27 protein-coding genes are annotated in these 26,384 nt (G+C 44.3%); 20 read left to right on the top strand and 7 right to left on the bottom strand.

Annotation, left to right across the window (positions count from 1 at the left end; genetic code table 11):
• Positions 1 to 11: 11 nt before the first annotated feature.
• The 5 genes from J2S25_RS10645 (at position 12) to J2S25_RS10625 (ending at position 8,533) form a co-directional block, all read left to right on the top strand.
• The gene (locus tag J2S25_RS10645; protein ID WP_307191844.1) at positions 12 to 1,583 is read left to right on the top strand and encodes a fatty acid--CoA ligase; all 1,572 of its coding nucleotides are present in this window, start codon (positions 12 to 14) and stop codon (positions 1,581 to 1,583) included.
• 19 nt (positions 1,584 to 1,602) lie between these two features.
• Complete coding sequence (locus J2S25_RS10640) at positions 1,603 to 2,676, top strand: CaiB/BaiF CoA transferase family protein (protein WP_307191843.1); 1,074 nt, start codon at positions 1,603 to 1,605, stop codon at positions 2,674 to 2,676.
• Positions 2,677 to 2,701: 25 nt separating this feature from the next.
• Positions 2,702 to 4,321 carry a long-chain fatty acid--CoA ligase gene (locus tag J2S25_RS10635; protein WP_307191842.1) on the top strand — a complete coding sequence of 540 codons (1,620 nt, stop codon included), beginning with the start codon at positions 2,702 to 2,704 and terminating at the stop codon, positions 4,319 to 4,321.
• 694 nt (positions 4,322 to 5,015) lie between these two features.
• Complete coding sequence (locus J2S25_RS10630; protein ID WP_307191841.1) at positions 5,016 to 6,740, top strand: ABC transporter ATP-binding protein; 1,725 nt, start codon at positions 5,016 to 5,018, stop codon at positions 6,738 to 6,740.
• Positions 6,734 to 8,533, top strand: a complete 1,800-nt coding sequence (locus tag J2S25_RS10625; RefSeq protein WP_307191840.1) for an ABC transporter ATP-binding protein — start codon at positions 6,734 to 6,736, stop codon at positions 8,531 to 8,533. Before J2S25_RS10630 ends, J2S25_RS10625 begins: the two co-directional genes overlap by 7 nt.
• 392 nt (positions 8,534 to 8,925) lie before the next feature.
• Here J2S25_RS10625 and J2S25_RS10620 read toward each other — a convergent pair whose 3' ends face one another.
• The 4 genes from J2S25_RS10620 to J2S25_RS10605 form a co-directional block, all read right to left on the bottom strand.
• On the bottom strand, positions 8,926 to 9,177 hold the full coding sequence (locus J2S25_RS10620; protein WP_044396164.1) for an alpha/beta-type small acid-soluble spore protein: 252 nt from the start codon (positions 9,175 to 9,177) through the stop codon (positions 8,926 to 8,928).
• Positions 9,178 to 9,279: 102 nt separating this feature from the next.
• The gene (locus J2S25_RS10615; protein WP_044396162.1) at positions 9,280 to 9,465 is read right to left on the bottom strand and encodes a YfhD family protein; all 186 of its coding nucleotides are present in this window, start codon (positions 9,463 to 9,465) and stop codon (positions 9,280 to 9,282) included.
• Between the two features lie 87 nt (positions 9,466 to 9,552).
• Positions 9,553 to 9,672, bottom strand: coding sequence for a YfhE family protein (locus J2S25_RS10610; RefSeq protein ID WP_084221900.1), 120 nt, complete (start codon positions 9,670 to 9,672; stop codon positions 9,553 to 9,555).
• Positions 9,673 to 9,730: 58 nt separating this feature from the next.
• Positions 9,731 to 10,627, bottom strand: a complete 897-nt coding sequence (locus J2S25_RS10605; protein ID WP_044396159.1) for a TIGR01777 family oxidoreductase — start codon at positions 10,625 to 10,627, stop codon at positions 9,731 to 9,733.
• A 99-nt stretch (positions 10,628 to 10,726) separates the two neighbouring features.
• Between J2S25_RS10605 and recX the strand changes: the two genes are divergently transcribed.
• The gene (gene recX / locus J2S25_RS10600) at positions 10,727 to 11,536 is read left to right on the top strand and encodes a recombination regulator RecX (protein WP_044396157.1); all 810 of its coding nucleotides are present in this window, start codon (positions 10,727 to 10,729) and stop codon (positions 11,534 to 11,536) included.
• 19 nt (positions 11,537 to 11,555) lie between these two features.
• On the opposite strand, the gene J2S25_RS10595 is transcribed toward recX, so the two are convergent.
• Entirely contained in the window at positions 11,556 to 12,233 is a 678-nt protein-coding gene (locus tag J2S25_RS10595; protein WP_044396155.1) for an SDR family NAD(P)-dependent oxidoreductase, read from the bottom strand.
• Between the two features lie 87 nt (positions 12,234 to 12,320).
• Here J2S25_RS10595 and J2S25_RS10590 point away from each other — a divergent pair, with 87 nt between their 5' ends.
• Positions 12,321 to 12,650, top strand: coding sequence for a YfhH family protein (locus tag J2S25_RS10590; RefSeq protein ID WP_044396153.1), 330 nt, complete (start codon positions 12,321 to 12,323; stop codon positions 12,648 to 12,650).
• A 47-nt stretch (positions 12,651 to 12,697) separates the two neighbouring features.
• Here J2S25_RS10590 and J2S25_RS10585 read toward each other — a convergent pair whose 3' ends face one another.
• A complete protein-coding gene (locus J2S25_RS10585; RefSeq protein WP_044396151.1) occupies positions 12,698 to 12,880 on the bottom strand; it encodes a small, acid-soluble spore protein K in 183 nt (60 codons plus the stop codon).
• 118 nt (positions 12,881 to 12,998) lie between these two features.
• Between J2S25_RS10585 and J2S25_RS10580 the strand changes: the two genes are divergently transcribed.
• Positions 12,999 to 13,259: a YfhJ family protein gene (locus J2S25_RS10580; protein WP_044396172.1), complete on the top strand. Its 261-nt coding sequence runs from the start codon at positions 12,999 to 13,001 to the stop codon at positions 13,257 to 13,259.
• A 69-nt stretch (positions 13,260 to 13,328) separates the two neighbouring features.
• Here J2S25_RS10580 and J2S25_RS10575 read toward each other — a convergent pair whose 3' ends face one another.
• Positions 13,329 to 14,315 (bottom strand): metal-dependent hydrolase, encoded by a 987-nt coding sequence (locus J2S25_RS10575; RefSeq protein ID WP_044396148.1) that lies wholly within the window; start codon positions 14,313 to 14,315, stop codon positions 13,329 to 13,331.
• 95 nt (positions 14,316 to 14,410) lie between these two features.
• Here J2S25_RS10575 and J2S25_RS10570 point away from each other — a divergent pair, with 95 nt between their 5' ends.
• The 12 genes from J2S25_RS10570 (at position 14,411) to J2S25_RS10515 (ending at position 26,361) form a co-directional block, all read left to right on the top strand.
• Positions 14,411 to 14,707, top strand: a complete 297-nt coding sequence (locus tag J2S25_RS10570; RefSeq protein WP_052807100.1) for a hypothetical protein — start codon at positions 14,411 to 14,413, stop codon at positions 14,705 to 14,707.
• An 81-nt stretch (positions 14,708 to 14,788) separates the two neighbouring features.
• Entirely contained in the window at positions 14,789 to 15,859 is a 1,071-nt protein-coding gene (mutY, locus tag J2S25_RS10565; RefSeq protein WP_307191887.1) for an A/G-specific adenine glycosylase, read from the top strand.
• Between the two features lie 93 nt (positions 15,860 to 15,952).
• Positions 15,953 to 16,702 carry an enoyl-[acyl-carrier-protein] reductase FabL gene (gene fabL / locus J2S25_RS10560; protein WP_044396676.1) on the top strand — a complete coding sequence of 250 codons (750 nt, stop codon included), beginning with the start codon at positions 15,953 to 15,955 and terminating at the stop codon, positions 16,700 to 16,702.
• A gap of 70 nt (positions 16,703 to 16,772) precedes the next feature.
• Complete coding sequence (locus J2S25_RS10555) at positions 16,773 to 16,964, top strand: gamma-type small acid-soluble spore protein (RefSeq protein ID WP_044396679.1); 192 nt, start codon at positions 16,773 to 16,775, stop codon at positions 16,962 to 16,964.
• A gap of 172 nt (positions 16,965 to 17,136) precedes the next feature.
• Positions 17,137 to 17,391 (top strand): YgaB family protein, encoded by a 255-nt coding sequence (locus J2S25_RS10550; RefSeq protein ID WP_044396681.1) that lies wholly within the window; start codon positions 17,137 to 17,139, stop codon positions 17,389 to 17,391.
• A gap of 198 nt (positions 17,392 to 17,589) precedes the next feature.
• Positions 17,590 to 18,120: a nucleoside tri-diphosphate phosphatase gene (gene ntdP, locus J2S25_RS10545; protein WP_044396683.1), complete on the top strand. Its 531-nt coding sequence runs from the start codon at positions 17,590 to 17,592 to the stop codon at positions 18,118 to 18,120.
• A gap of 92 nt (positions 18,121 to 18,212) precedes the next feature.
• On the top strand, positions 18,213 to 19,961 hold the full coding sequence (locus J2S25_RS10540) for an ABC transporter ATP-binding protein (RefSeq protein WP_044396685.1): 1,749 nt from the start codon (positions 18,213 to 18,215) through the stop codon (positions 19,959 to 19,961).
• A 740-nt stretch (positions 19,962 to 20,701) separates the two neighbouring features.
• Complete coding sequence (locus J2S25_RS10535) at positions 20,702 to 21,715, top strand: ABC transporter ATP-binding protein (RefSeq protein WP_044394079.1); 1,014 nt, start codon at positions 20,702 to 20,704, stop codon at positions 21,713 to 21,715.
• Positions 21,690 to 22,658: an ABC transporter ATP-binding protein gene (locus tag J2S25_RS10530; protein ID WP_044394078.1), complete on the top strand. Its 969-nt coding sequence runs from the start codon at positions 21,690 to 21,692 to the stop codon at positions 22,656 to 22,658. The genes J2S25_RS10535 and J2S25_RS10530 overlap by 26 nt, the downstream gene beginning before the upstream one ends.
• Positions 22,659 to 22,754: 96 nt before the next feature.
• Positions 22,755 to 24,356: an ABC transporter substrate-binding protein gene (locus J2S25_RS10525; RefSeq protein WP_044394077.1), complete on the top strand. Its 1,602-nt coding sequence runs from the start codon at positions 22,755 to 22,757 to the stop codon at positions 24,354 to 24,356.
• 86 nt (positions 24,357 to 24,442) lie between these two features.
• Complete coding sequence (locus J2S25_RS10520; protein ID WP_044394076.1) at positions 24,443 to 25,447, top strand: ABC transporter permease; 1,005 nt, start codon at positions 24,443 to 24,445, stop codon at positions 25,445 to 25,447.
• Between the two features lie 17 nt (positions 25,448 to 25,464).
• On the top strand, positions 25,465 to 26,361 hold the full coding sequence (locus J2S25_RS10515) for an ABC transporter permease (protein WP_044394074.1): 897 nt from the start codon (positions 25,465 to 25,467) through the stop codon (positions 26,359 to 26,361).
• Positions 26,362 to 26,384: the final 23 nt, after the last annotated feature.

Genomic DNA, 26,384 nt, shown 5'->3' with positions numbered 1-26,384 from the left:
GAGGAATGTAAATGAGCACAACAATCGGCAAAATTTTTGACCTGACCGTAATGAAGTTCCCGAACAAGGATGCCCTCTATGATGTCCGCAGAAATGTCCGTTATACGTACAGCGAATGGAATGATGAGGTAAATCGGCTTGCCAATGCGCTTCTCGCTGAAGGGGTGAAAAAAGGAGACAGGGTTTCTACCTTCACCTTTAACACAGAAGAGCTGGGCACCGCGTTTTTTGCTTGCGCAAAGATTGGTGCTGTTTTCAACCCTATTAATTTCAGGTTGCAGGGGGAAGAGGTCGCGTTTATTCTAAAAGACGCTGAGCCGAAGGTAGTTATTTTTGAAAAAGCAGTTGAGCCAGTGATTGCATCGATTGAAAACAGGTTTCCGCATATCTCTTTCTGGTTTATCGATGAAAATGCCCCAGAATATGCACAGAGTTATCACGAAAAAGTGAAAGCGGCTGAGCCTAAGCCAGTTGAAATGAATGTTCAAGAGGATGACCTGTACGCAATCATGTATACAAGCGGTACGACCGGCAGGCCAAAGGGAGTCATGCACAAGCATCGAAATATGGTCGAACAAAGCATGCTTGTTATCGGTTCAACGAAATTGGATGCAGGTGATAATGGCCTAGTGACTGCGCCAATGTTCCACTGCGCTGAACTGCATTGCGCTTTCCTGCCGAGAGTCCATGTCGGTGGCAGCAATGTCATCCTCCATCAATTTGCTCCGAAGAAAGTGCTTGAACTGATAGGTTCCGAAAAAATAACCAAGTTCTTCGCTGCGCCAACGATGTGGAATATGCTTTTACAGGAGAATCTATCAGACTATCATATTGAAAGTCTGAAGCTTGGATTATATGGAGCAGCTCCGATGGCGCCATCGCTTGTCCATGCCTGCCATGAGCGACTCGGCATCAAACTTGTTCAGGCTTATGGAATGACGGAAATGGGTCCGGCGATCGCCTTCCTTTCTGAGGATGACCAATTGACTAAAGCAGGTGCTGCTGGTCAAGCTTGCCTAAACCACGAAATCAGGATTGTCCGCCCGAATGAGGAGGGTCCGTCCGAACCGGAAGACGTCCTTCCGCCTGGAGAAAGCGGGGAAATAATCGTCCAAGGTCCATGCATGATGTCCGGCTATTTCAATCGAGAAGAAGCAACAGAAAAAGCGTTATACAAGGGTTGGTACCATTCAGGAGATATCGGTTACCTTGATGAAGATGGTTTTCTGTGGGTGAAGGACAGGGTGGATGACATGATCATCAGCGGCGGGGAAAATATTTATCCGCGCGAGGTCGAGGACGTACTCCATGCCCATGAAGGGGTACTTGACGTCGCGATTGTCGGGCAGCCGGATGACCGCTGGGGTGAATCCGTAACAGCCTTTGTTGTGAAAAAAGATTCTCAGCTGTCAGAAGAAGCTCTGGACGAATGGTGCAAAAATAGCGACAGCCTGGCAAATTACAAACGGCCTCGCAAGTACATTTTCGTCGATGTGTTGCCGCGGAATGCGAGCGGAAAAATCCAGAAATTCATGCTGCGTAAACAAATGGAAGATATGGTTTCAAAAGGGATGCTGACTTAACGGAAAGGAATGTAAAAACATGTTGAAGGATATTAAAATTATAGACTTCACGAATTATATCCCGGGTCCGTTTGCAACGCTGAGGCTAGCGGAATTTGGGGCAGAGGTGATCAAAGTCGAAGCACCTGAAGGAGATCCGGCGAGGAACTCAGGAGATGGGTATGTGTTCAACGCCCATAATCGCGGCAAAAAAAGCATCGTGATCGATTTAAAGCAGCAGGAAGGAAAATCACTTGCTCTTGATTTACTTGCGGAGGCGGACGTTGTTGTTGAAAGCTTCAGGCCTGGTGTGATGGAAAAGCTCGGGCTTGGCTATGAAGCTGTAAAAAAGCGCAATCCCGGCATCATCTATTGTTCAGTGACCGGATACGGTTCAGATGGGGAAATGAGCCGACTAGGAAGCCATGACCTAAATTACATGAGCTTGAGCGGTAGTTTAGCACAGTTAAAGGACAGTGCAGGAAGACCAATCCATCCAACCCATACGTTTTCCGATTATATCGGGGGATTGGCTGCGAGTGAACGGATTCTGGCAGCACTGGTGGCAAGGGGGAGAAGCGGAGAGGGGAGCAATCACTGCATCTCGATTGCCGACAGCATGGCTTCCCTGATGGCAAACCATGTGCTGATCGAAAAAGAAACGGGATACGAACATGGCGTTTCCGTCCTGAACGGTACGATCATCAGCTATGGAATTTACGAAACAAAAGACGGTCGCTATGTCAGCCTAGGGGCTCTTGAGCCAAAATTTTGGAACAATTTTTGCCAGGCTGTCGGACGGCCGGACTGGCAGCTAGCACATGATTCGAGACCAGAAGAATCAAATCCTGTTTTCACTGAGCTTGTTCAGTTGTTTAAAAGCAAATCGCTGTCAGAGTGGTCAGAATTCGGCAGGAAGATTGACTGCTGCCTGACTCCCGTCCTCGAAACAGCCGAGTTGAAAGACGATCCTTATTGGCGGGAAAGAAGCTTCATTCTTCCAGAAGGTCAAATTAAAATGCATGGCGATTTGACAGCACGGAAAAGTACGCCTCCGCCTGAAAAGGGAGAACAGTCAGAAGCGATTATAAAAGAAAGGAAGCAAAGAAAATAAATATGCGGAAGGGGAATGGTTAATTATGATGAATACTCCATTGACAGTAGGATCACTATTAGAAAGAGCTGAAAAGTTTTTCCCGAAAAAGCAGGTAGTGTCGCGGACACTATCAGGTATTCACCGGTTCACCTACAAGGAGATTGGCGAGCGGACCCGGAGGCTTGCTAGTGCGCTTGAAAAGCTTGGTATTGAAAAAGGCGACCGGGTCGGAACTTTTGCCTGGAATCATCATCGTCATCTAGAAGCCTATTTCGCCGCACCTGGTATGGGGGCTGTGCTCCATACGATCAATATACGATTATCCCCTGAGCATGTCTCTTATATCATCAATCATGCGGAAGATAAGGTATTGCTTATCGATGAGGATTTGGTGCCGCTGATTGAGCGGAGCAAGGATCAATTTAAAACGGTGGAAGCATATATTATCATGACTGACAAAGATGAGCTGCCGGAAACAACATTGGAACCTGTCTATTCCTATGAAAAACTATTGCGAGAATCCAGCCCTAAGTTCGAATTCGTAAAAAATATAGATGAAAATGACCCTGCCGGAATGTGCTATACATCAGCCACAACAGGGAATCCAAAAGGCGTAGTTTACTCCCATAGGGGCATTGTCCTCCACAGTTTCGCGTTTGGTCTGGCTGATACTGCTGCGTTATCGGAAACAGATGTCGTCCTACCGGTTGTTCCGATGTTCCACGCCAATGCCTGGGGTCTGCCATTTGCTGCGACATGGTTTGGTTCTACCCAGGTGCTTCCAGGGCCGCTGTTCACTCCAAAACTGCTGGCAGAATTGATCGATCAGGAGAAGGTCACCTTTACCGCAGGAGTACCGACGATCTGGCTTGGCCTCTTAAATGAACTGGAAAAAGGAAGTTATAATACGTCATCGCTCAGATCGATTGTCTGTGGAGGGTCTGCTGCGCCAAGAGGGATGATCAAAGCGTTTGAAACGAAGTACAAAATTCCATTCCTGCACGCTTATGGGATGACGGAAACGACTCCGCTGGCCACGGTTTCCCGTCTGAAAAGATACCAGATTGGCTTGGAAGAAGAAGAAATTCTCGATATCCGTTCCAAGCAGGGACTGCTCGTTCCAGGTTTGGAAATGAAGGTCATTAGCGGGAATGGGGAAGTGAAGTGGGATGGCGAAGAAATGGGCGAACTGCTGCTGCGGGGACCGTGGATTGCGGATGGATATTACAAGGATGAACGGTCCAAAGATGCATTCCGTGATGGCTGGCTTTATACTGGCGATGTCGCCACTGTAGATGAAGAAGGCGTCATCAAGCTTGTCGACCGAACAAATGACTTAATAAAGAGCGGTGGGGAGTGGATTTCCTCCGTTGACCTTGAGAATGCCTTTATGTCCCATGATGCCGTATTCGAAGCAAGTGTTGTCGCTGTTCCGCATGAACAATGGCAGGAACGCCCGGTCGCCTGCGTCGTCCTTAAAGAACAATACAAAGGTAAAGTCACAAAGCAGGAGCTGCTCGAGTTCATCGCACCGCAGTTCGCTAAATGGTGGCTGCCAGATGACGTAGTATTTATGGAAGAAATTCCGAAAACCTCCGTCGGAAAATTCCTGAAGCGGGCGTTGAGGGACCAGCTGAAAGACCATCTCGTACAAAATTCATAAATGTACAATATTTTCCTCCAATAAACCAGCCAGCTGTCAAAGTGCAGCTGGCTTTTTTATAATATCAGAATTATATATTGACCCTTTTTTGCGGGAAAATCGGGCGTGAATCCCAATATTCTTAAACGAATCTTTTTTGTTGATAGACCAAAGGCGAAAAACGTCTCGAGGAGTTAGCGGCAAACGGCTTGCCTAAGCCTTGGGCTATGTGCTAATGCTGGACAAGACTAGGTCTGGGTATGTAGAGCGAAAAGTTGTCAAGAAAGCCCCAAAAAACCGGTCCTGTGAGGGGTTGGGGTGAAATTATTTATTTGGATGGTGATAGACTTGGTTGCGATCGGAAAGGTTTGAGCGGAGCGAGAGGAGGCTCATCTGTCGCCCCGCGGAAAGCGAGTGTCATACGTTCCAATCAACAGCCCCGATTATCCACCAAACGAAAAAAGACCAGGCGGTTTTTGCCCGGTTTTTCTTATTGGACTCCTTTACAACAAAGTTTAGGATTGCAAAAAAACGCAAGAATGATTTTTTATTTAGTTAAATAACTAAGAGAGGAACAAAATGTGGACGGTCCAGAAAATGGACCGTTTTTGTTACTCTTTTCATTCAAAAAATATAAGAAAAGAGGTATGATAGAAGGTGTGAAATTCGGAAGTCGAAATAATAATGGGATGGGACAACAGGGGGCAGAATCTTCATGAGTATATTTTCATTTGTAAAACCATATCGCATACCAATTGCGGCTGCGCTAAGCTTAATGCTTGTCGAATTGGCTGTAGAGCTTATACAGCCGCTGTTAATTGCGAAAATTATCGATGAAGGAATTGTTGCCAAAGACCTGGACACGGTTATCAAATGGGGTGGAGTGATGCTCGGAATCTCTCTCCTTGCCTTTGTCTCTGGGATTGCAAACTCGTTTTTAGCAGCTCATGCAGGCCAAAGTTTTGGCTTCGACATTCGAGAAAGGCTATTTTCTAAGGTTCAGTCTTTTTCCTTCACTAACTTCAGCCATTTCTCATCATCGTCCTTGATTACAAGAATCACCAATGATGTAACCCAGCTTCAGAACACGTTCTTCATGAGCCTGCGGATGGCATTGCGCGCTCCGCTGCTGGTAATTGGGGGAATCGTTATGGCGATGTTGGTCCATGTGAAATTGGCAATGCCTTTTGTGATCATCATCCCGCCACTGCTGATTTTCCTTATTTGGATTATGACAAAGGCGGCTGGTTTATTTAAAAGTGTCCAGAGACGTCTGGACAGAGTCAATGGCGTAATGCGAGAAAATCTTGTAGGCATGAGACTGATCAAGGCTTTTGCCCGAGGGGATTACGAAGGCACAAGATTTGAAAAATCCAACGATCAGTTAAAAAATCGCACCGTATTTGCTTTAAGGGTAACGGAGTCAACGATACCGGTGCTGCTGCTTTTCATGAATTTAAGTGTCATTGTGGTTCTTTGGTTTGGAAAAATAGATGTCCAGTCCGGCAGAGTATCCGTAGGCGAAGTGGTCGCGATCGTGAACTATGCTGCCAGGATTACTGCAGCTTTTTCCATGTTTTCGTGGATCATCATGGTATTCTCCCGTTCCAGAGCATCGGCTGAGCGTGTTATGGAAGTACTGAATGAGGGAATCGATCTTGAAGATACCGCTGGGAGTCAGGATGGGTATGAAATTTCTGCAGGTGAAATCGAGTTTGACAAAGTTTCATTTCAGTTTCCAAACACCAATATTCCAATATTGGATGATTTGTCATTCAAAATCAGCAAAGGCGAAACCGTAGCCGTCCTTGGAGCGACCGGGGCGGGAAAAACGGCTATGTTCCAGCTCATTCCGCGGTTATATGACGTGACCAGCGGAGAAATCCGAATCGATGGCCGGAATATCCAGGAACTGAAGCTTAGAAGTCTTAGGGAAGCGATCGGTTACGTTCCTCAGGAGTCTGTGCTGTTCACCGGCTCGATCAAGGAGAATCTCGCTTGGGGCAAGCAGAATGCCACGGAAGAGGAATTGATCGAGGCAGCCAAAGACGCCCAAATTCATGAGACAATTGAGAAACTACCAAACCAATACGATACGCTTCTCGGACAAAAAGGTGTCAATCTTTCGGGCGGCCAAAAACAGCGATTATCCATTGCCAGGGCTTTGATTAAAAAGCCGAAAATCCTTCTGCTCGATGACAGCACAAGTGCACTCGATTTAAAAACAGAAGCAAAGCTGCTTCATGCCATTCGCAAATATGACTGTACAACGGTCATCATTACACAAAAAGTCAGCACCGCAAAAGATGCTGATAAGATCCTTTTGCTCGAGGACGGATCATTAATTGGCTTTGGCGAGCATGAGCATCTGCTAAAATCTTCTTCGCTTTATCAGGAAATCTATAGCTCCCAGTTTGGGGAGGTGAAGGCCGAATGGTAAAAATACAAAGAGAGAGACACGCAGGCAATCAAAAAAGCACAATTAAAGGAAGTGGCCGGACCATCAGGAGGATCTGGTCCTATCTTGCCGATGAGCGAAACTTGCTGATTCTTGTGCTGTTGATGATAGTGGCGAGCTCAGCGCTTGGATTGCTTGGCCCATTTCTAATCGGCTGGGGCATCGACAAGTACTTTGCAACCGGTTCAACGGATGGTTTTAGTTTGCTACTAATCGGCCTTGCCGCAGTTTATGTGATGCACTCCCTATCATTATGGTTTCAAAGCTACTGGATGATCGGAATTGCCCAGAAGACAGTCTATATCATGCGGAGGCAGCTTTTTAGCAAATTTCATCAGCTTTCGATTGACTTCTTTAACAAACGCCAGCATGGGGAATTGATGAGCCGGATCACGAATGATATTGAAAATGTCAGTACGACTCTGAATTCATCTGTCATCCAGGTTTTTTCAAGCGTGCTTACCTTAGTTGGAACATTGGCAGTCATGATTTGGCTGAGTCCTATGCTGACTTTGGTGACGATGATTATCGTACCATTAATGTTTCTGGGGATGAAATGGATTACGGGCCGTACCGGCAAGTTATATAAAGAACAACAGGGCCGGCTTGGCGAGATGAATGGATATATCGAGGAAATAATTTCTGGACAAAGAATTATCAAGTCATTTTCTCAGGAACCACAAGTTATTGAAGAATTCCGGATAAAAAATCAGCGGCTAAAAGAATCAGGTTACTGGGCGCAAACACTAACGGGCTTCATCCCAAAATTAATGAATATGCTTAATAACCTTAGCTTTACGATCGTGGCAACAGTGGGCGGCTTCTTCGCATTAAAAGGATATGTAACGATCGGAACGATTGTTATCTTTTCCGAATACTCCCGGCAGTTCACAAGGCCATTGAATGATCTGTCGAATCAGTTCAATACCCTACTTTCTGCTGTGGCAGGAGCCGATCGTGTTTTTGACATCATCGATACTGAAGAAGAAGCAGTGGATGAAAAGGGGGCCGTACCACTCCCTAACATGATCGGGAAAGTCGAGTTTAAGGATGTTTCCTTTTCCTATGAAAAGGGAGGAGATACCGTTTCCAATTTAAATTTCTCCGCACAGCCGGGCGAAACGATAGCATTGGTTGGTCCAACAGGTGCTGGCAAGTCGACGATCATCAACTTGATTTCCCGTTTTTATGAACCGGAACAGGGGCTGATCTTGTTTGATGGGCACGACAGTAAGAAAATCACCCGCGACAGTCTTCGGAAACAAATGGGGTTCGTCCTTCAAGATTCCTTTCTTTTTCAGGGAAGCATCAGGGAGAATATTCGCTACGGAAGACTGGACGCTACGGATGAAGAAGTAGTAAAGGCTGCCAAAGCTGCCAATGCCCATTTCTTCATTCACCGATTGCCGAAAGGGTATGATACCGAGCTTAGTCAGGATGATGCCGGGATCAGTCAGGGGCAAAGGCAATTATTATCGATTGCCAGAGCGATCCTTGCCGACCCAGCGATTTTGATAATGGATGAAGCGACAAGCAGCATTGATACGATCACGGAATTGAAAATTCAGGAAGCCCTTCAGCATTTGCTGAAAGGAAGAACAAGTTTTATTATAGCCCATCGCTTGAACACAATTAAAAATGCCGATCAGATCATCGTCATTGAGAGTGGCAAAATCGTGGAAAAAGGCAGCCATGAAGAATTATTGGCGAAAAAAGGTTTTTACCATGAATTATACACGAGCCAGCTTGAGAAGAATATCCTGCTGAAACCTTGAAAGCAATGGAACCAACAATTGAACCAGCAAGAGCAATCGGGGACTGTAGAGCATAGGACAAATAGAAAAAGCGAACCGTCCCCGGTTCGCTTTCAAGTAACTTGCTACTCCACAAGATGTATAATATATCATCCATTTATAAACTTTGCCGCGGTACAAAATTCCACTTGACCATTTTTAACCTAAACGACACAAGCCCTACCTCTCTTGTATCCTTACGGCTCCGAAGCCGATCCAGTGTGAATAAGTTGTTACCTAAAAATAAAAGCAGAACGCCATTAATTGTTTACATAGTATTGTTTGTGATTCAAGTTACTTCATTTTGACGTAGCTAATTAAGTATATTACATTTTCCAGCAGATGTCAAATGTTATTTAAAAAAGTCTTGTGCCTTACTGTTTTCGCAAAGTTTCCTGTGCCATTCTCACGAGCTCTTTAACCATATTTCCACCGAGTTTTCCGCCGATTTTTCCAGCTTCCCGGGTGGAAAGATTGCCGTTATATCCCTTATTAAGAGGAACACCTATCTCTTTTGCTGTTTCAAATTTTGCATCCTCCGCTTTCATAGTTCCGGCTACCTGTGCTTTCAGATCATCAAGCGCATTTCTGGATTCGGGTACGAGAATCTTATTGCTTCTGGCCATTGGTAATCCCTCCATTTTGATGATTGCTTATAGTATTCGCAATGAAGAAGATGATTATGAACAAAAAGCAGAATCATATCGATTCTGCTTTTCCTTGATGGGTTATTTTCTCCTGCTTTGGGCGCGCTGATCGGCAGCTTTTGAGCGTGCCATTGCTTCCAGGTCTTCATGGTCAGCTAAATCGCGATTAAATTCCACATCAAGTCCATCTGATTTCATATTCTTTGGAACTTGTGGGAGGGATGCTTTATTACGATCCCGCGTTTTATGTCCATGTGCTCTTCCCATTCGAAAAAACCCCTTTCAAATTGAAAAGTACGGAAATAGGTATTTCCGTACTTTTATGATCCTCCAAACGGAGGAGGGTTATGCCAATTATCTTTTTCCATTTGTATAGCCGCCGGCTCTGTCTGCTTTTTTGAATTCGCGGCTGTATGTAACTTCCTGCATGCTTGATAACGTGTTTTTGGTAGTATCTCTTTTCTTCTTTTCCATAATAAATCCACCCTTTCCAAAATAATTTACCTTACAAGTATTTCCTTGTTGAAAGGGATTAAACAGAATGATTCGCTAAAATATCTTTGAGAGCTTTTTCCAGTACAGGATACTTGAATGAGAAACCAGCGGTAAGCAGCTTTTCGGGTTTCACTTTCTGACCTTCTAATACAAGCACACTCATCTCTCCAAGAGCGAATTTCATTGCAAATACCGGAACGGGAAGCCAATGAGGCCGCTTCAAAACCTGGGATATCGTTCTGCCAAATTGATCCATCCTCACCGGTGAAGGGGAAACAAAATTGACTGCCCCCTTCAACTGCTTCTCTTCTATTGCAAAAATAATTCCGCGGATAACGTCTTCGATATGGATCCAGGAGAGCCATTGCGAACCGGTTCCAATTTTTCCGCCCGCAAATAATTGGTAAGGGAAAAGCATTCTTGGCAGTGCTCCACCAGTTTTAGCAAGAATCAAGCCGAATCGGCATAGAACTACCCTGATATTTGCCTCGTTTGCGGCAGCCTCCCAGTTTTTTACTGTGTCAGCGAGAAAGTCATGGCCTGGTTCTGATTGTTCATCAAATTCTCCTGTCAGGGATGTGCCATAATATCCGACTGCACTAGCGTTGATAAGTACATTTGGTTTCCTATTTAAAGCTGCAATGATTCTTTTCACTTCAGTGGTTGCTTTCATCCGACTTTCGATTATTTTCTGTTTGTACTCCTTAGTCCATTTGCTATTGATCGTGGCACCAGCAAGATTAACGATTGCTTCTACGCCAGCCAATTCATTTTCAGGCTGGTCTCCGGGATTGAGCCACTGGACAAATTTTGGATTATATCCCTTTTCTGTGACTTTCCGGGTTAAAATAACTACTTCGTGTCCACTTCGTACCAATTCGTTGCTTAAGGCTTTGCCGACTAGACCAGTGCCTCCTGTAATCGCAATTTTCATAAGATTCCTCCCGTTTCTTCGCTTGTCTATATAGTACTGCTTTTAATCATGATTAACCTTCATTAAATGTGTTAAAATTTCTTTAGAGGTGAAAAGCATATGCCAGTCATTACAAAAATCTCCGTTCAAAAACACAATAAAGACAGATACAGCATTTTTACTGACAGCGGAAAGGGAGAAGAATATGCCTTCAGTGTCGATGAAGATGTTTTAATCAAGCATAACTTGAAAAAAGGGATGGAGCTGGATGACTTTGCGGTGACGGAAGTGCTTTTCCAGGACGATATCCGGAAAGCCTATAATGCGGCAATCCAATATCTTTCCTATCGCATGCGGTCAGAGTCCGAAGTCAGGGAACATCTGAAGAAAAAAGAAATATCAGATTCAGTCATTAACGAAGCCGTGCATAAATTATATGAATTTAAATTCCTGAATGATGAGGAATTTGCCAATGCATTTGTGCGGACGCAATTGAATACAACAGATAAAGGTGCAGAAGTCATTAAGCTGGAGCTAAAGGGAAAAGGGATTGCCCCTGAGTTGATATCTAAAGCAGTCGATGACGTTTCGTTCGATGAACAGCTGGAAAAGGCCATCAAACTGAGTGAAAAATATGCTGTGAAAAATAAGAAGGACTCCTCAAGAGTATTGAAGCAGAAAATAGAGCAGATGCTGCAACGAAAAGGATATTCTTTTTCCATAATCCGGGCTGCTATGGACGAAACGGCAATGGCAAAAGAAGATGAAGCCGAAATGGATGCACTAAGGATGCAAGGGGAAAAATTGTACAACAAATACAGGAAGCTTCCAGACCGGGAGTACAGACAGAAGCTGAAGATGGCTTTATATCGCAAGGGATTCCCAATGGATATGATCGATGAATTTATACTGGAAAAAGAAAACGAATAATAAAAAATCATGACAATTGTCATGATTTTTTGGATTCTATAATAATTTCAGTTTTTTCAAGATTGTTTACAATGATTTCGGCAACTTCTGTAGCAGAACGAAACTTCGTTGGGTCTGCTACATGTTCGCTTTCTTCCCAAAAAGGTGTATTCATCCCGCCCATATAAGCGGCGACGAAACGGATGTCCGTTGCTTCGTACTCCTTCTGAAGGCTTTCGGTAAAACCTCTGACAGCGAATTTGCTGGCACAATAGACAGCTTCATGCTTTTTCCCCCGAAGGCCGGCCGTGGAAATAATGTTTACAACGAGACCTTTCTGATTTTGCTCGAGATATGGAAGGATTGCCTTCGTCATATGGATGGTTCCAAAAACATTTGTCTGGAATACCTCTTCCATTTCCGTGTCTGAGGTTTCAGAGAACGGACCGAAGTAACCGATCCCTGCGTTGTTGACGAGACCGGATAATGTATGCTTTTTGCTGAGTAATAACGCTATTTCCTTGATCTCCTCCAGATTTCGAAGGTCGAGCGCTTGTACAGTCGCACTTCCCCCTGATTGTTCAATCTGTTGTTTGACAGCATTTAGGGTATCTTCTGTTCTACCTGTTAAAATTACATGATAATCTTGTTTGGAAAGTAGCAATGCCAGCTCTTTTCCAAGGCCAGTTCCCGCGCCGGTAACAATGATTGCCTCCATGACAGCCTCCTTAAAAAACATGCTATAATCTAGTTATATCATTAATTGCATGAATCTAAAAGCGTAACAATTCAGGAGTGAATCGATATGGGTAGAGAAAAACGGTACAGCGAAATGACGGAATACGAATTGAACCAGGAAATCGCGAGCCTTCGGGATAAAGCAAGGAAAGCAGAGCAAATGGGGATGGGCAGTGAGCTTGCTGTTTACGAGCGGAAAATTGCTATGGCCAAATCTTATATGCTGAACCCGAACGACTTCAAGCCAGGGGAAATCTATGGCATTGAAGGCGACCCGGGAGCCTACTTCAAAATTGCTTATATGAATGGCGTTTTTGCCTGGGGGGCACGTCTCAATGGAGAGGGAAGAGAAGAAGCGCTGCCAATTTCCTTGTTGTTGGAGCAAAACCAGAAGTAAATAGCATCTGGTTTTGCTCCTGGCATAACTAAAGGAACAACAAGACATTAGTGATCTTTAATCACAGCTGAAGTATCATCTTCACGGTGAGATGAGGCGTACATACGCTCTTGCGGATGGGTATTGATGGTACCGTCAGCTCTTGTTGAAGCATATTCTGCTTTTGCGCGAGGCTCGCCCTCGAGCTTGGTGTTGTTCTGATTTGGGAAGTTCGTTACTTTATTTCGCATAATGTCCTCCGTGATGGATGAATTTACGTGTAATGCCAAAATGGCTGCACGCATTTATAGTATTCGAGTAATGATCGGGATTCATAACTACATTAAAAATTGGCAAAGGGTGATAAAGATGCAGGAAACTCATGAAAAGCTAGCCAGCTTGCTGCAGGAAAAGAACAGCGGTCTCACTTTTGAACAGGCCTTGAGGTGGGTAGAGCTTTTGTGGAGCGACTTCGAAGCCACATATGCAAAAGCCGGCCATAAATATATGGGCAGCGAAATGACCGAAAAAGTCGTCCGCCAGTGGATAGAAAATTACGGGGACCAGCTACACGAATTCGTTGCCAGAAATCCAAGATATAAGGATTTATTGGATAAAGCTAACCAATGATTCCCTATCCCCTTCTGTTATACACCACGCTACCAGCAATAAAAAAACCAGGTATAAAAAACACCCGGTTTATCCTTCCCCTGGAAGGAATTCTAATTTTTTACGTAATTTTTCCTCACTGTAAATCCAACCTGTATACGAGCTGAGGATTTCCAGATTTTTGTTTAAGTTCACAACTGCAACAAATGGATAGTGTCCGTTGCTGCGATAGCGTAAATCAATGAACCTGACTTCGTAATAATCGTCATATTCATCGCATTCCCAGCGGTAAACAGGTGAGAACGAAAGGAAAGCAGACAGATTCTTATCTTTCTTTGCTGCTTCAAGCACCGGAGTTTCAGGTACAGGTATACGGTTAAATTGGTCAAGGATCCTGACGAGACGTTTATTACCGCGGCCGACGAAGAATTGATGCTTGTTCATGACGGCTACTCGCCAATGGTTAAAGCGCATCGTCGGAGCGATTATGATTTCGGTCGCATCTGGAACGATTTTTTCAACGGCACACTTGATTCGATGCTTCATAACGAATCGGTATATATAGTAGAGAACAAGGATGCCATATATCGTTATGAATGTATAACCAGGGTTAGCTCCAAAAGCCCAGAGGAACAAACCGATGACATGAAGTGCAAATATTATCGGGTCAAAAGTATTAATGACTCCTAATGCGACCCATTTCGACGAGAAAGGCCTTAGTGCCTGGGTTCCATATGCATTAAAAATGTCGACAAAAACATGAAGGAATACAGCAATGAATGTCCAAATCCATAAGTGCAGCAAATTTACATTCGGTGAAAAAAAGGATATTATCCCGGTAATGAGCAGCGGCCACAAAAGGACAGCTGGGATAGAGTGAGTGACTCCGCGATGATTCCGGATATAAACAGCATTATTTTTTAGTTTCAGAACGGTATCTATATCAGGGATTTGTGATCCAACAAGAGTAGCGATCAATACGCTGCTGGCTGTAATGCTGCTTTCGCTGACAGCTGGATCGAGCGTCGCCAATCCTCCTAGAGCCAACCCCATGACAACATGTGTACCAGTATCCATGGAAACCGCCTCCTTTTTTGAGAGTTAATGAATGCAAAAGTATTAAAGGGCTGAATCAACACGGTCCTTTCAAAATGGATAAAGGAGCTGACGAAATGATTCAGATGATCATCCAATATGAAATAAAACAAAATCTGCTTGGCCAATATCTTGAGGCCATCAAACGAATTTCGGCGATGCTTCCCGAGTTTGAAGCGAAAATGTTTTCATGCAGACTGTCAGGCGAAAAAAATGTCTTTATTGAATCGTTTTTTGTGCCGACAGAAGCCCATTATCATGCGATCAAAAAGATGCGCCTTTCCCGGGGTCATTCTGTTTTTGGAATACTGGATCAGTATATTCCGGGAGGACTCGACCGCATAGGCTTCTTGGCAATAAAACAGAATCGTTAATAGTATATTCCCAAATTTCCGGAAAGATTAACACATGGAGGAACAAAAGTGGCAACTGACATCAAGAAATGCATAGCTAAAATGGATAAAAAATCATTTCAGGATGACTTGATCGAATGGTTTGTTAAGGAACAGCGAGAACTGCCATGGAGAAAAGATCAGGATCCTTATAAAATATGGGTATCTGAAATCATGCTCCAACAAACTAAAGTAAACACGGTCATCCCTTATTTTACACGATTTATGGAAGAATTTCCAACTATCGAGACGCTTGCTTCCGCTGATGAAGATAAGGTGCTAAAAGCTTGGGAAGGTCTTGGATATTATTCCCGAGTCCGTAACTTACAATCCGCAGTGAGGGAGGTTCACCAGCGGTACGGAGGCAAAGTGCCAGATTCACCGGAAGAAATTGCTTCGTTAAAAGGGGTGGGACCATACACAGCAGGTGCGATACTGAGCATAGCGTATGGGAAGCCTGAACCTGCCGTTGATGGAAATGTGATGAGAGTGTTATCAAGGATCCTGCTCATTTCGGAAGACATTGCCAGACCTGCATCACGGAAAATTTTTGAATCGGCTGTAAAGGAGATCATCTCTCATGATCACCCATCATTTTTTAATCAGGCTTTAATGGAGTTAGGGGCGCTCATTTGTACCCCTACCTCCCCTTCGTGCCTCCTCTGCCCGGTAAGGGATCATTGCCAGGCATTCCATGAAGGGGTACAAAAGGAATTGCCAATAAAAACAAAAAAGAAAAAGCAAAAAAACGTCCAGCTTGCAGCAGGTATTTTTAAAGACAGCCAGGGCAAAATCCTCATTCGGAAACGTCCGGAAACTGGTTTGTTAGCGAACTTATGGGAGTTTCCGACGGTTGAGTTAAACCTGGAATTTAAAAGGCAGCGAGAACAACTGAGTGACCACTTCAAAGACCTTTATGGTTCATTCCCAAAGATAAATGACACGATCGGCGAAATAGATCATGTTTTTTCCCATTTGAAATGGAATATTCATGTATTTTGTGGAAACATTCAAGCTGAAATACAGGAAACACCGTATGTAAAACTGGTTACCGAAACAGAGCTACAGGAATATGCTTTCCCCGTTCCTTACCTAAAAATGTTCCAACAATATCTGGAATTTACAAAAGCTTAAAATGCTTTGAGAACATTTATTGTCATATCAACCTGAAAAAGCTAAAATGAAACATATTCATGTAACAGATTAGGATCAGAAAGGAACGTAAACATGACGCAAAAAGTAGCACTCATTACTGGAAGCAGCCGTGGAATCGGCAAAGCAGCGGCCATCAGGCTTGCAAAAGAAGGGTATGACATTGTCATCAATTATGCCCGCAGCAAAACGGCAGCATTGGAAACTGCACAACAAATCGAAGCACTTGGACGAAAGGCTCTAGTTGTTAAAGCAAATGTGGGAGATGTCAGTAAAATTAAAGCGATGTTTGAACAAATCGAAGCAGGGTTCGGAAGGCTGGACGTGTTCGTGAACAATGCAGCATCAGGGGTACTGCGGCCTGCGATGGAACTCGAAGAATCACATTGGGACTGGACAATGAACGTTAATAGTAAGGCTTTGTTATTCTGTGCCCAAGAAGCCGCGAAGTTGATGGAACGAAATGGCGGCGGGAAGATAGTCAGCATCAGTTCTCTTGGGTCCATCCGCTATTTGGAGAACTATACGACGGTCGGAGTCTCAAAAGCAGCGCTTGAGGCCCTTACACGTTATTTGGCTGTTGAATTAGCACGCAAAAATATCGTCGTCAACGCAGTTTCAGGTGGTGCAGTCGATACTGAAGCACTGACTCATTTTCCAAATCGGGAAGAACTCCTCGCAGAGGCGAGAGAAAAAACACCTGCTGGTAGAATGGTCGAAATCGATGACATCATCAATGCAGTCCTGTTTCTTTTAAAAGATGAATCGAGCATGATTCGAGGACAGACAATCATTGTTGATGGAGGAATTTCGCTATTGGTTTAATTTTGGTTGAAATTTGTCGAATAGTATCCTCCTTAGATGGTTAATCTATATTTCGTGGAGGTGATAAACGATGGCAAAACAACCTAACCAAACTCAAGCAGGAACGAACATTCAAGAAGTACGCCAGCAAAACGCTCAATCTGCTGGAAGCCAAGGCCAATATGGTACAGAATTCGCGAGTGAAACAAACGCTCAAGAAGTTCGCAAGCAAAATCAACAGGCTGAAGCTCGTAAAGGGAAAAACTCTGGTCAACAAAGTTAATATCACTTAAATGAAAGGCACTCTTATTCGCAGAGTGCCTTTTCTATGGGCAAAAGTTCCAATCCTACTTTGTCATTCGACAAAGGTTCCCATTCCTCTACATAACTAGTCAAAGGATTTTATCTGCTGCCCGAGAATTCTTTAGGAGATCATTTTACAGGCGGTGAAAAGCATGGATAAATTTAACGATTTGGTATCTATTCAAATGCATACAATGGAAAAGCTTCTTTTTTTACAGTCTGAACTAGAGAGATGTCAGGAGATTGAACTGCAGCTGGATGCACTAAACCAAAGTGCTGAGTTAGAAGAACTTCACTTGGAAATTAACCGAAAAAAGCAGGAACTGCAGGAAATCCATCGGATGTTTGAAAAGCAGACGGAGGAGGTCATTCATACGTATCAGCAGCTGGCAGTAACCCACCGTTAACTTTTGCAGAGGAAAATAGGAAATTTAAAGAGTCATCGGTGGAATCGATGGCTCTTTTGTTTTAAATTCACTCGGTAACCGTTATAATAATAAAAAATAGGAATCGTTCTTTGTTGCCTTTTGTCGTTTTTAAGAAACCAAGATAAAGATACATGGATAGGTTGCAAAGTTTCGGGGAAAGGAAGTAGGAAGAAGAACATGGGCGTACCCAAAGAAGGTGAACCAATTCAAATCCATAGTTATAAGCACAATGGGCACATCCATCGAGTCTGGGAAGAAACAACCGTTTTAAAGGGCACACAGAATCTTGTAATCGGCGGAAATGATCGGACTGTCGTCACGGAGTCAGACGGCAGGACATGGATTACGAGAGAGCCGGCAATCTGTTACTTCCACTCTCAGCTGTGGTTCAACGTTATAGGCATGATTCGGGAAGATGGCGTATATTATTACTGCAATATTAGTTCTCCATTTATTTTTGACGGAGAAGCGCTTAAATATATTGACTATGATCTCGACATTAAAGTTTTTCCAGATATGACGTTTAATCTACTCGATGAAGATGAATACGAGCGGCATCGTCAGGAAATGCAGTACCCAGAAGTGATTGACAAAATTTTGAAATACAATGTAGAAAAGCTCAAACGCTGGATCAGGCAAAGAAAGGGACCATTTGCGCCTGACTTCATCGATATTTACTATGAGCGGTATTTAACTTATCGCCGCTGACATACAGGAGTAGACAAGCTTCAGCCTGTTGATTCGTTTCAACAGGTTTTTGTTTCGTGCACGAGCAAGGCTCCATAAGGGGGAACTAAAAGTTGGGCAGCATCCGCAGATACTTACAATTCGTCAAGCCATACAGGCTGCAAATCATCGGCACGATCATTATCGGAATCCTGAAATTTGCAATTCCATTATTAATTCCACTTTTGATCAAATTTGTGCTTGATGATGTCATCGGCAACGATACCTTGACCGAGAGAGAAAAAACAGATAAATTGATCTGGGTCATGGGTATTATGATCGTAGTGTTTGTCGTACTAAGGCCGCCGATTGAATACTATCGCCAATATTTCGCGCAATGGACCGCGAGCAAAATCCTCTATGATATAAGGGACAGACTGTTTTCTCATATGCAAAGACTCAGCTATAAATATTATTCTAATACGAGAGCCGGAGAGGTCATTTCGAGAATGATCAATGATGTCGAGCAGACAAAGACTTTCGTTGTGACGGGACTAATGAATCTGTGGCTGGATGTTGCCACAATCATGATTGCAGCTGCAATCATGTTTACGATGGACGTGAAGTTAACAGTTGTTTCCCTAGTTCTGTTCCCATTTTACGCTTTTTCGGTAAAATACTTCTTTGGGAATCTGCGCAAGCTTACAAGGGAACGGTCTCAGGCACTAGCGGGGGTACAAAGCTATCTTCATGAAAGAGTAGCCGGAATTTCAGTAATCAAAAGCTTTGCAATTGAGGATTATGAGCAAACACAGTTTGACCTCCAAAATAAAAATTTTTTGACAAAAGCGTTAGAACATACAAGCTGGAATGCAAAAGCGTTTGCAGTGGTAAATACGATTACGGATATAGCGCCCCTGCTTGTCATCGGATTTTCCGGTTATCAAGTACTTCAGGAAAACCTCACAATTGGGGAGATGGCAGCTTTCATTGCCTATATTGACAGATTGTACAATCCGCTGCGCCGCCTGGTCAATTCATCGACGACGCTTACGCAGTCGATTGCTTCCATGGACCGTGTATTTGAGTTCTTGGATGAAAAATATGATATTAAGGATGCTCCTGATGCCGTGGAATTGAAAAAAGTCCATGGTGATATTTCTTTTAAAAATGTCAGTTTCTCGTATGAAGAGGAAGGGGAGACGGTACTGAAAAGGATAAATATAGAGGTTGAAAAAGGGGAAACGATCGCGCTGGTTGGAATGAGCGGCGGCGGAAAATCATCGTTTGTCAGCCTGATTCCGAGATTCTTCGATGTTACCGATGGAGTGATCCTGCTTGATGGGAAGGACATCCGCTCCTTCAAGGTCCGATCCTTGCGCGATAAGATTGGGACGGTTGCCCAGGATAATATTTTATTCAGTGAATCGGTGAAATCCAATATACTTTTGGGCAAGCCAGGCGCAGGCGATGAAGAAGTCATCCAGGCTGCAAAAGCTGCCAATGCTCATGAATTTATAATGAATCTGCCAGAAGGCTATGATACAAAAGTGGGAGAAAGAGGAGTCAAGCTTTCCGGAGGCCAAAAACAGCGTGTTGCCATAGCACGAGTATTTCTTAAAAATCCGCCAATCCTGATTCTTGACGAAGCCACCTCTGCCCTCGATCTTGAGAGTGAACATCTTATTCAGGAAGCGATTGACAAGCTGGCAAAGGACAGGACAACCTTTGTTGTAGCCCACCGCTTGTCAACAATCACCCACGCCGACAGAATTGTCCTGATCGAGCATGGTGAAATCGTTGAAGTCGGAAGCCATGATGAATTAATGGCAAAACAGGGCGGCTATTATAGATTATTTCAGGTACAACAATTGGAGAAGTAAATGATTAGAAGCGGAACCGAAGCCAATTTGGCTTCGGTTTTTAAACAATTGAGAAAAGCGCAAGCGCCTTGGTCAGCCCCGACAAGCGCTGCCCGTCTAGAACGCCACGTCCTGTGGCTGGCGGGTCTAGCACATCCTGTGCCTCGGAGGGCCGACCATTGAAGTCGTTCTTTGACTTCATTGGGCGGACCGAAGAAGAAAAGTATAGCCGACTGCCCAGAAACGCAGAAACTGGAGACTCCTCCGGAAGAAGCGATTTTTGCTTCTGCCGGAGGAGTTGAAGTTTCGGAGTTTCTAGGAGGCGACACTAGACAATTCGAAATGCGAAGGCGACTGTTCAACTCCGACAAGCGCTGGAGGGCCTGACAGTGAAGTCGTTCTTTGACTTCATTGGCAGGACCGAAGCGTCTCGAGGAGTTAGGAGCCGCAGCTAGACAAGCGACTCGAGGGGCTAGGAGTCTGTCCGACGGAGTGAAATCCACGTATTTTTATTCAAAATGAATGTTTTATACAATAAAACGGATGAATAGGAAGCATTCTCGCATAATTATACGCTAAAAAATTTTTATCGGACAGACTCCTAGGCGCTGGAGCTAGACAATTCTCAAAGTGAATTTTATACTTTCTTATTCTTTGAGAAAAATCAGTGGACTCTTTGAGGTCCTTTAATATAAAATGTTTAAAACAGACTGAATATTATATTTAGAAATACTATTTCGAAAATAGAAAGGAGTAGGATAGTGGCAGATGCTCCGGTTTTAGAAGTGAAAAATCTCAAGACTTCCTTTTTCACAAAGGAAGGAGAGATTCCTGCAGTAGAGGATGTTAGCTTTTCAGTTAATAAAGGAGAAATTCTCGGAATAGTCGGAGAATCAGGCAGTGGCAAGAGCGTAACGTCCTTGTCGGTCATGAAGTTGATTCCTCAGCCGCCGGGGAAAATTACCGGCGGGGAAATCCTGCTCAATGGGGAGGATTTAGTCCATGCTTCCGAGTCAAGGATGAGAGCGATCCGCGGAAATGAAGTGGCGATGATTTTCCAGGAGCCGATGACTTCGCTGAATCCCTTATTCACAATTGGGGAACAGCTAGTTGAAGCGTTGAAAATACATAAAAAGCTTGGCAAAAAATTGGCAAACCAGCAGGCTGTTGAGATGTTGAAGCTTGTTGGTCTTCCTAGAGCAGAGCAAATTGTCAAGGAGTACCCTCACCAGCTTTCCGGTGGGATGAGACAAAGGGTCATGATTGCGATGGCACTCAGCTGCCACCCGCGGGTCCTGATTGCAGATGAACCGACAACAGCACTAGATGTGACCATTCAGGCACAGATCCTGGCATTGATGAAGGATTTGAATGAAAAGCTTGATACAGCAATCATCTTGATCACTCATGACCTTGGTGTCGTTGCCGAAGTATGCCAGCGCGTTGCTGTGATGTATGCAGGAAAAATTGTCGAGGAAGGGCTGGTTAGGGATATCTTTAAAAATCCAAAGCACCCGTATACGCTTGGTCTGCTTAAATCAATTCCTGACATCCGGGATAAAAAAGAGCGATTATATTCGATACCTGGGAATGTGCCAAAGCCTGGTTCCATTAAGACAGGCTGCCGATTTGCGGCTAGATGCGATTTTGTGATGGACGAATGCCTGAGTGTGGACCCGGAACTGTATGAAACTGAAAGTCCAGGTCATACTGTTCGCTGCCTGTTGCATCGGAAGGAGGGGATAGCCGATGGCAGAAGTACTGTTAAAAGTTGACGGTCTTAAAAAATACTTTCCGATTACAGGTGGAATCTTTGGGAAACAGACAGGTGCTGTAAAAGCAGTTGATAATATCAGCTTCTGGGTCAACAAAGGAGAAACACTTGGATTGGTTGGAGAATCTGGCTGCGGGAAGTCGACAACGGGCAGAATGTTGATGCGCCTGATCGACCCGACAGAAGGACAAGTCGTGTTCGAAGGGAAAGATCTTGTAACCCTCTCGGACAGTGAAATGCGCAAAGCTCGGAAGGACATGCAAATGGTTTTCCAGGATCCTTTTGCATCACTTAATCCGAGGCATACTGTGGAAAAAATTTTGGAAGAGCCCCTCATTGTCCACGGAATCGGGACGAAGAAGGAACGAAAACAAATGGTCAGGGAAATGCTCGAGGTAGTCGGTCTCAGCAGTTACCACGCTAAACGGTATCCCCATCAATTCAGCGGCGGACAGCGCCAGAGGATCGGGATCGCACGGGCGCTGATGACGCGGCCAAAGCTGGTCATTGCTGATGAACCCGTTTCTGCACTGGATGTATCCATACAGTCTCAAGTCTTGAATTTGCTGAGAGATCTGCAAAAAGAATTCCAGTTAACCTATATTTTCATTGCCCATGATCTAGGTGTCGTAAAACATATCAGCGATAGAGTAGGAGTAATGTATTTAGGCAGACTAGTAGAAATCACCGAAGCGGATAAGCTGTATGAAAAGCCGCTTCACCCGTATACTAGGGCATTGCTTTCAGCGGTGCCGATACCTGATCCAGATATAAAAAGCGCTGGGGAGTTGCTCACCGGCGACCTTCCAAGTCCATCGAATCCTCCGCAGGGATGTGCCTTTCATACGAGGTGCAAGGAGTGTATGGAAATCTGCAAGACAGACAGACCTGAATTACGGGAGCTTGAACCAGGTCATTTTGCTGCCTGTCATTTGTACTCCTGATCAAAGAGGAATGCAGACAGGAAAAACAGCATAGATGATATAGAACATGGACTGGACAAATGATCCGGTCCAAAATAAAAAACGAGGGGGAAGAATATGAAAAAGCGTATTAGATTCATGTTTTTGGCGTTTATCTTTATTCTTAGCATTGGGCTTGCCGGCTGTAATAATGATTCCGGAGGCAAAAAAACAGGCGGTGAATCGGGCGCTGATGGCGGATCATCGTCAGGGGGAACCTTGGTATTTGGCCGTGGTGGTGATTCAACATCGCTTGATCCGGCAATTACTACAGAAGGGGAATCGTTTAAAGTAACGAAGAACATCTATGAAACTCTCATCAATTTCGGTGAGCAGGATACAGAAATACAGCCAGGACTTGCTGAGAGCTGGGAAGAATCTGCGGATGGCTTGAAACACACATTGAAATTGCGTGAAGGAGTTAAATTCCATGATGGAACAGACTTCAACGCCGAAGCCGTCGTCTTCAATTTTGAGCGTTGGAAGGCAGGAAATGCGGAACAATTCTATTATTATAACTCACAATTTGGGGATGTGATCAAAGAAGTAAAAGCAGTGGATGAATATACGGTTGAATTCACTTTGAACCGCATTTTGGCACCTTTCTACAAAAACCTTGCGATGTCTCCTTTCGGGATTGCAAGTCCAGAAGCAGTTAAGAAACATGGTGATAAGTATAATGAAAACCCAGTAGGTACCGGGCCATTCAAGTTCGTGGAATGGAAGCGAAATGATAGAATTACTTTGGTGAAGAATGAAGACTACTGGCAGGACGGGCTTCCGAAGATGGATGAAGTGATTTTCCGTGTCATCCCAGAAAACTCTGCCCGTATGAACGCATTAAACACCGGAGAAGTGGATATTATCGACGGAGTGAACTTTAGCGATGTCGAGTCAATTGAAAGCAATCCAGAACTTCAGACATTTTATCGACCGTCTTTAAACGTTGCCTACCTTGGGTTGAACACCGAACGAGGACCGCTTAAAGACAAGAAGGTCCGCCAAGCACTAAACTATGCAGTGAATAAGCAAGCGATAATCGATGCTTTCTTTGCTGGTGCTGCCGAGCCTGCAAAGAATCCAATGCCAAAAACGGTAGCTGGTTACAATGATGACGTCGAACCATATGAGTACGATCCTGAAAAAGCAAAGGCGCTTCTTAAAGAAGCAGGCTTTGAAGATGGTTTCGAAATAGAGCTATGGGCTATGCCGGTTGCAAGACCTTATATGCCTGATGGAAAGAAAGTCGCAGAAGCCATTCAGAAAGATTTTGAAGATGTTGGCGTAAAAGCAAAGATCGTTTCTTATGAGTGGGCAACTTACCTTGAAAAAACCCGTGTCGGTGAAGCAGATACTTTCTTGCTTGGCTGGACAGGCGACAATGGTGATGCTGACAACTTCCTGTATGTGCTTTTAGACCAGGATAACATCGACAGTAATAACTATGCACGCTATGCCAACCAGGAAGTACATGATCTGTTTATCAAGGCTCAATCTACCAATGACCAGGCTGAACGGGAAAAACTTTATAAAGAAGCTCAATTGTTAATCAAAGAAGATGCTCCTTGGATTCCACTAGTCCACTCCGAGCCTGCTCTTGCAGGCAGGGCTGATATAACTGGCTTCAAGCCGCATCCAACAGGATCAGACCTGCTTGCAACGGTTGAATTCACGAAATAATGCATCAGGAAAAGGGAGAACATATGCATTCTCCCTTTTTTTAAGTTGCAGGTGCTTGCCTGTTTATTAGAGAGGAGGCGGGAAGGTTGTTTACCTATTCTGTCAGAAGAATATTTTCATTAATACCAGTGCTATTTGGACTTTCTCTTATTGTATTTTTCATGATCCGGGCAATTCCTGGTGATCCTGCCCAAGTCATTCTCGGTCAGCTGGCGACCAAAGAGGCAATCGCGGATTTGACTAGAGAGCTGGGACTCGATCAGCCTTGGTATGTGCAATATTTCCATTATCTCGGCGGACTGCTGACCGGCGATCTTGGTGAATCATTAAGAACAAAATCTGCGATCAGCACGGAGGTCTGGCCATATCTCGCAGCGACAATGGAGCTTTCCTTTGTGGCAATGATGATTGCAATTGTAATTGGTGTAAACGCAGGCATCATCAGTGCTTGGTTTCAGAACTCTTGGTTTGACTATGCAGCGATGGTACTAGCTCTTATTGGCGTATCCATGCCAATTTTTTGGTTAGGTTTGATGGAACAGTGGGTGTTTGCAATCAATCTGGATATTCTGCCAACCTCTGGGCGGGAAGAAGTCCGCAATCCTGTAGAGGCGATCACGAATTTTTATCTAATCGATACGCTAATTCAGGGTCAGACTGCCCAGTTTGTCGAAGTGCTGAAACATCTTGTGCTGCCAGCAGCTGCGCTGGCAACAATCCCTATGGCTATCATAGCGAGAATCACGCGCTCCGCGATGCTCGAGGTCATGAGATCTGATTTTATTAGGACAGCCAGAGCAAAGGGTTTGAGCATGTTCTGGGTTGTGTATAAACATTCATTGAAAAATGCCATCATTCCAGTTTTGACGGTCATCGGTCTGCAAACTGGGCTTCTCCTTGGCGGAGCAATTCTAACGGAAACAATCTTTAGTTGGCCGGGAATTGGCCGTTATATTTACGAAGCAATTGGTTACCGTGATTATCCCGTCATTCAGTCCGGGATTCTTATCATAGCCTTGATTTTTGTCCTAATTAACCTTGTCGTTGACTTATTGTATGCAGCAGTTGATCCGAGGATTAAATACCATTGATGGAAGGGGAGAGATAGATGGAGATTTCAACTCAAAAACAAATGCCGCCGGCCGTACAGGCAGAGGAAAAAGTGGCGTCTCCCTGGGCAGAAGCATGGTATAGTTTCAAGAAAAATAAACTTGCGGTTATCGGAATGATGATCGTCTTGTTCTTTATTTTGTTGGCAATTTTTGCTCCAGTGATTGCGCCAGAGGGGATCAATGACCAGAAATTGGATGCCCGTCTTCAGGCTCCGTCAGCAGATCACTGGTTTGGGACTGATGACTTTGGACGTGATATCTTTTCCAGGGTTGTTTTTGGAGCAAGGATTTCTTTATGGGTAGGAACTTTTGCCGTGATGGGTTCGATCGTTATTGGCTGTTTGCTAGGAATTCTTGCCGGTTATTATGGAAAATGGATCGATGCAGTCATTTCAAGAGCATTTGATATAATGTTGGCCTTCCCTAGTATCCTGCTGGCAATTGCCATCGTTTCTGTTCTTGGACCTTCCCTGCAAAATGCGCTCATTGCGATTGCTGTTATTAATATCCCAAACTTTGGCAGACTGATTCGTTCCAGGGTTCTTAGTGTGAAAGAAGAAGAATATATTATGGCTGCCAGGGCGGTTGGAATGAAGGACAGCAGGATTTTATTCCAGCATATCCTTCCAAACAGCATGGCACCGATTATTGTTCAGGGAACACTGGCGATTGCGACGGCGATTATCGAAGCTGCTGCACTTGGATTCCTTGGGCTAGGGGCAGAAGCGCCAAATCCCGAATGGGGAAAAATGCTGGCTGACGCAAAGCAGTTCATGATCCAGGCACCATGGACAATGATTTTTCCAGGGATTGCGATCATGCTGACTGTTCTTGGCTTCAACCTGATGGGTGATGGCATGAGAGATGCACTGGACCCACGAATGAAGAGCTAACAGAATTTAAAAGCAGCTGAAAT

The organism is Mesobacillus stamsii (genome assembly GCF_030814065.1).
Taxonomy (GTDB): domain Bacteria; phylum Bacillota; class Bacilli; order Bacillales; family Cytobacillaceae; genus Mesobacillus; species Mesobacillus stamsii.
This window is presented reverse-complemented; position numbering and strand designations above follow the sequence as displayed.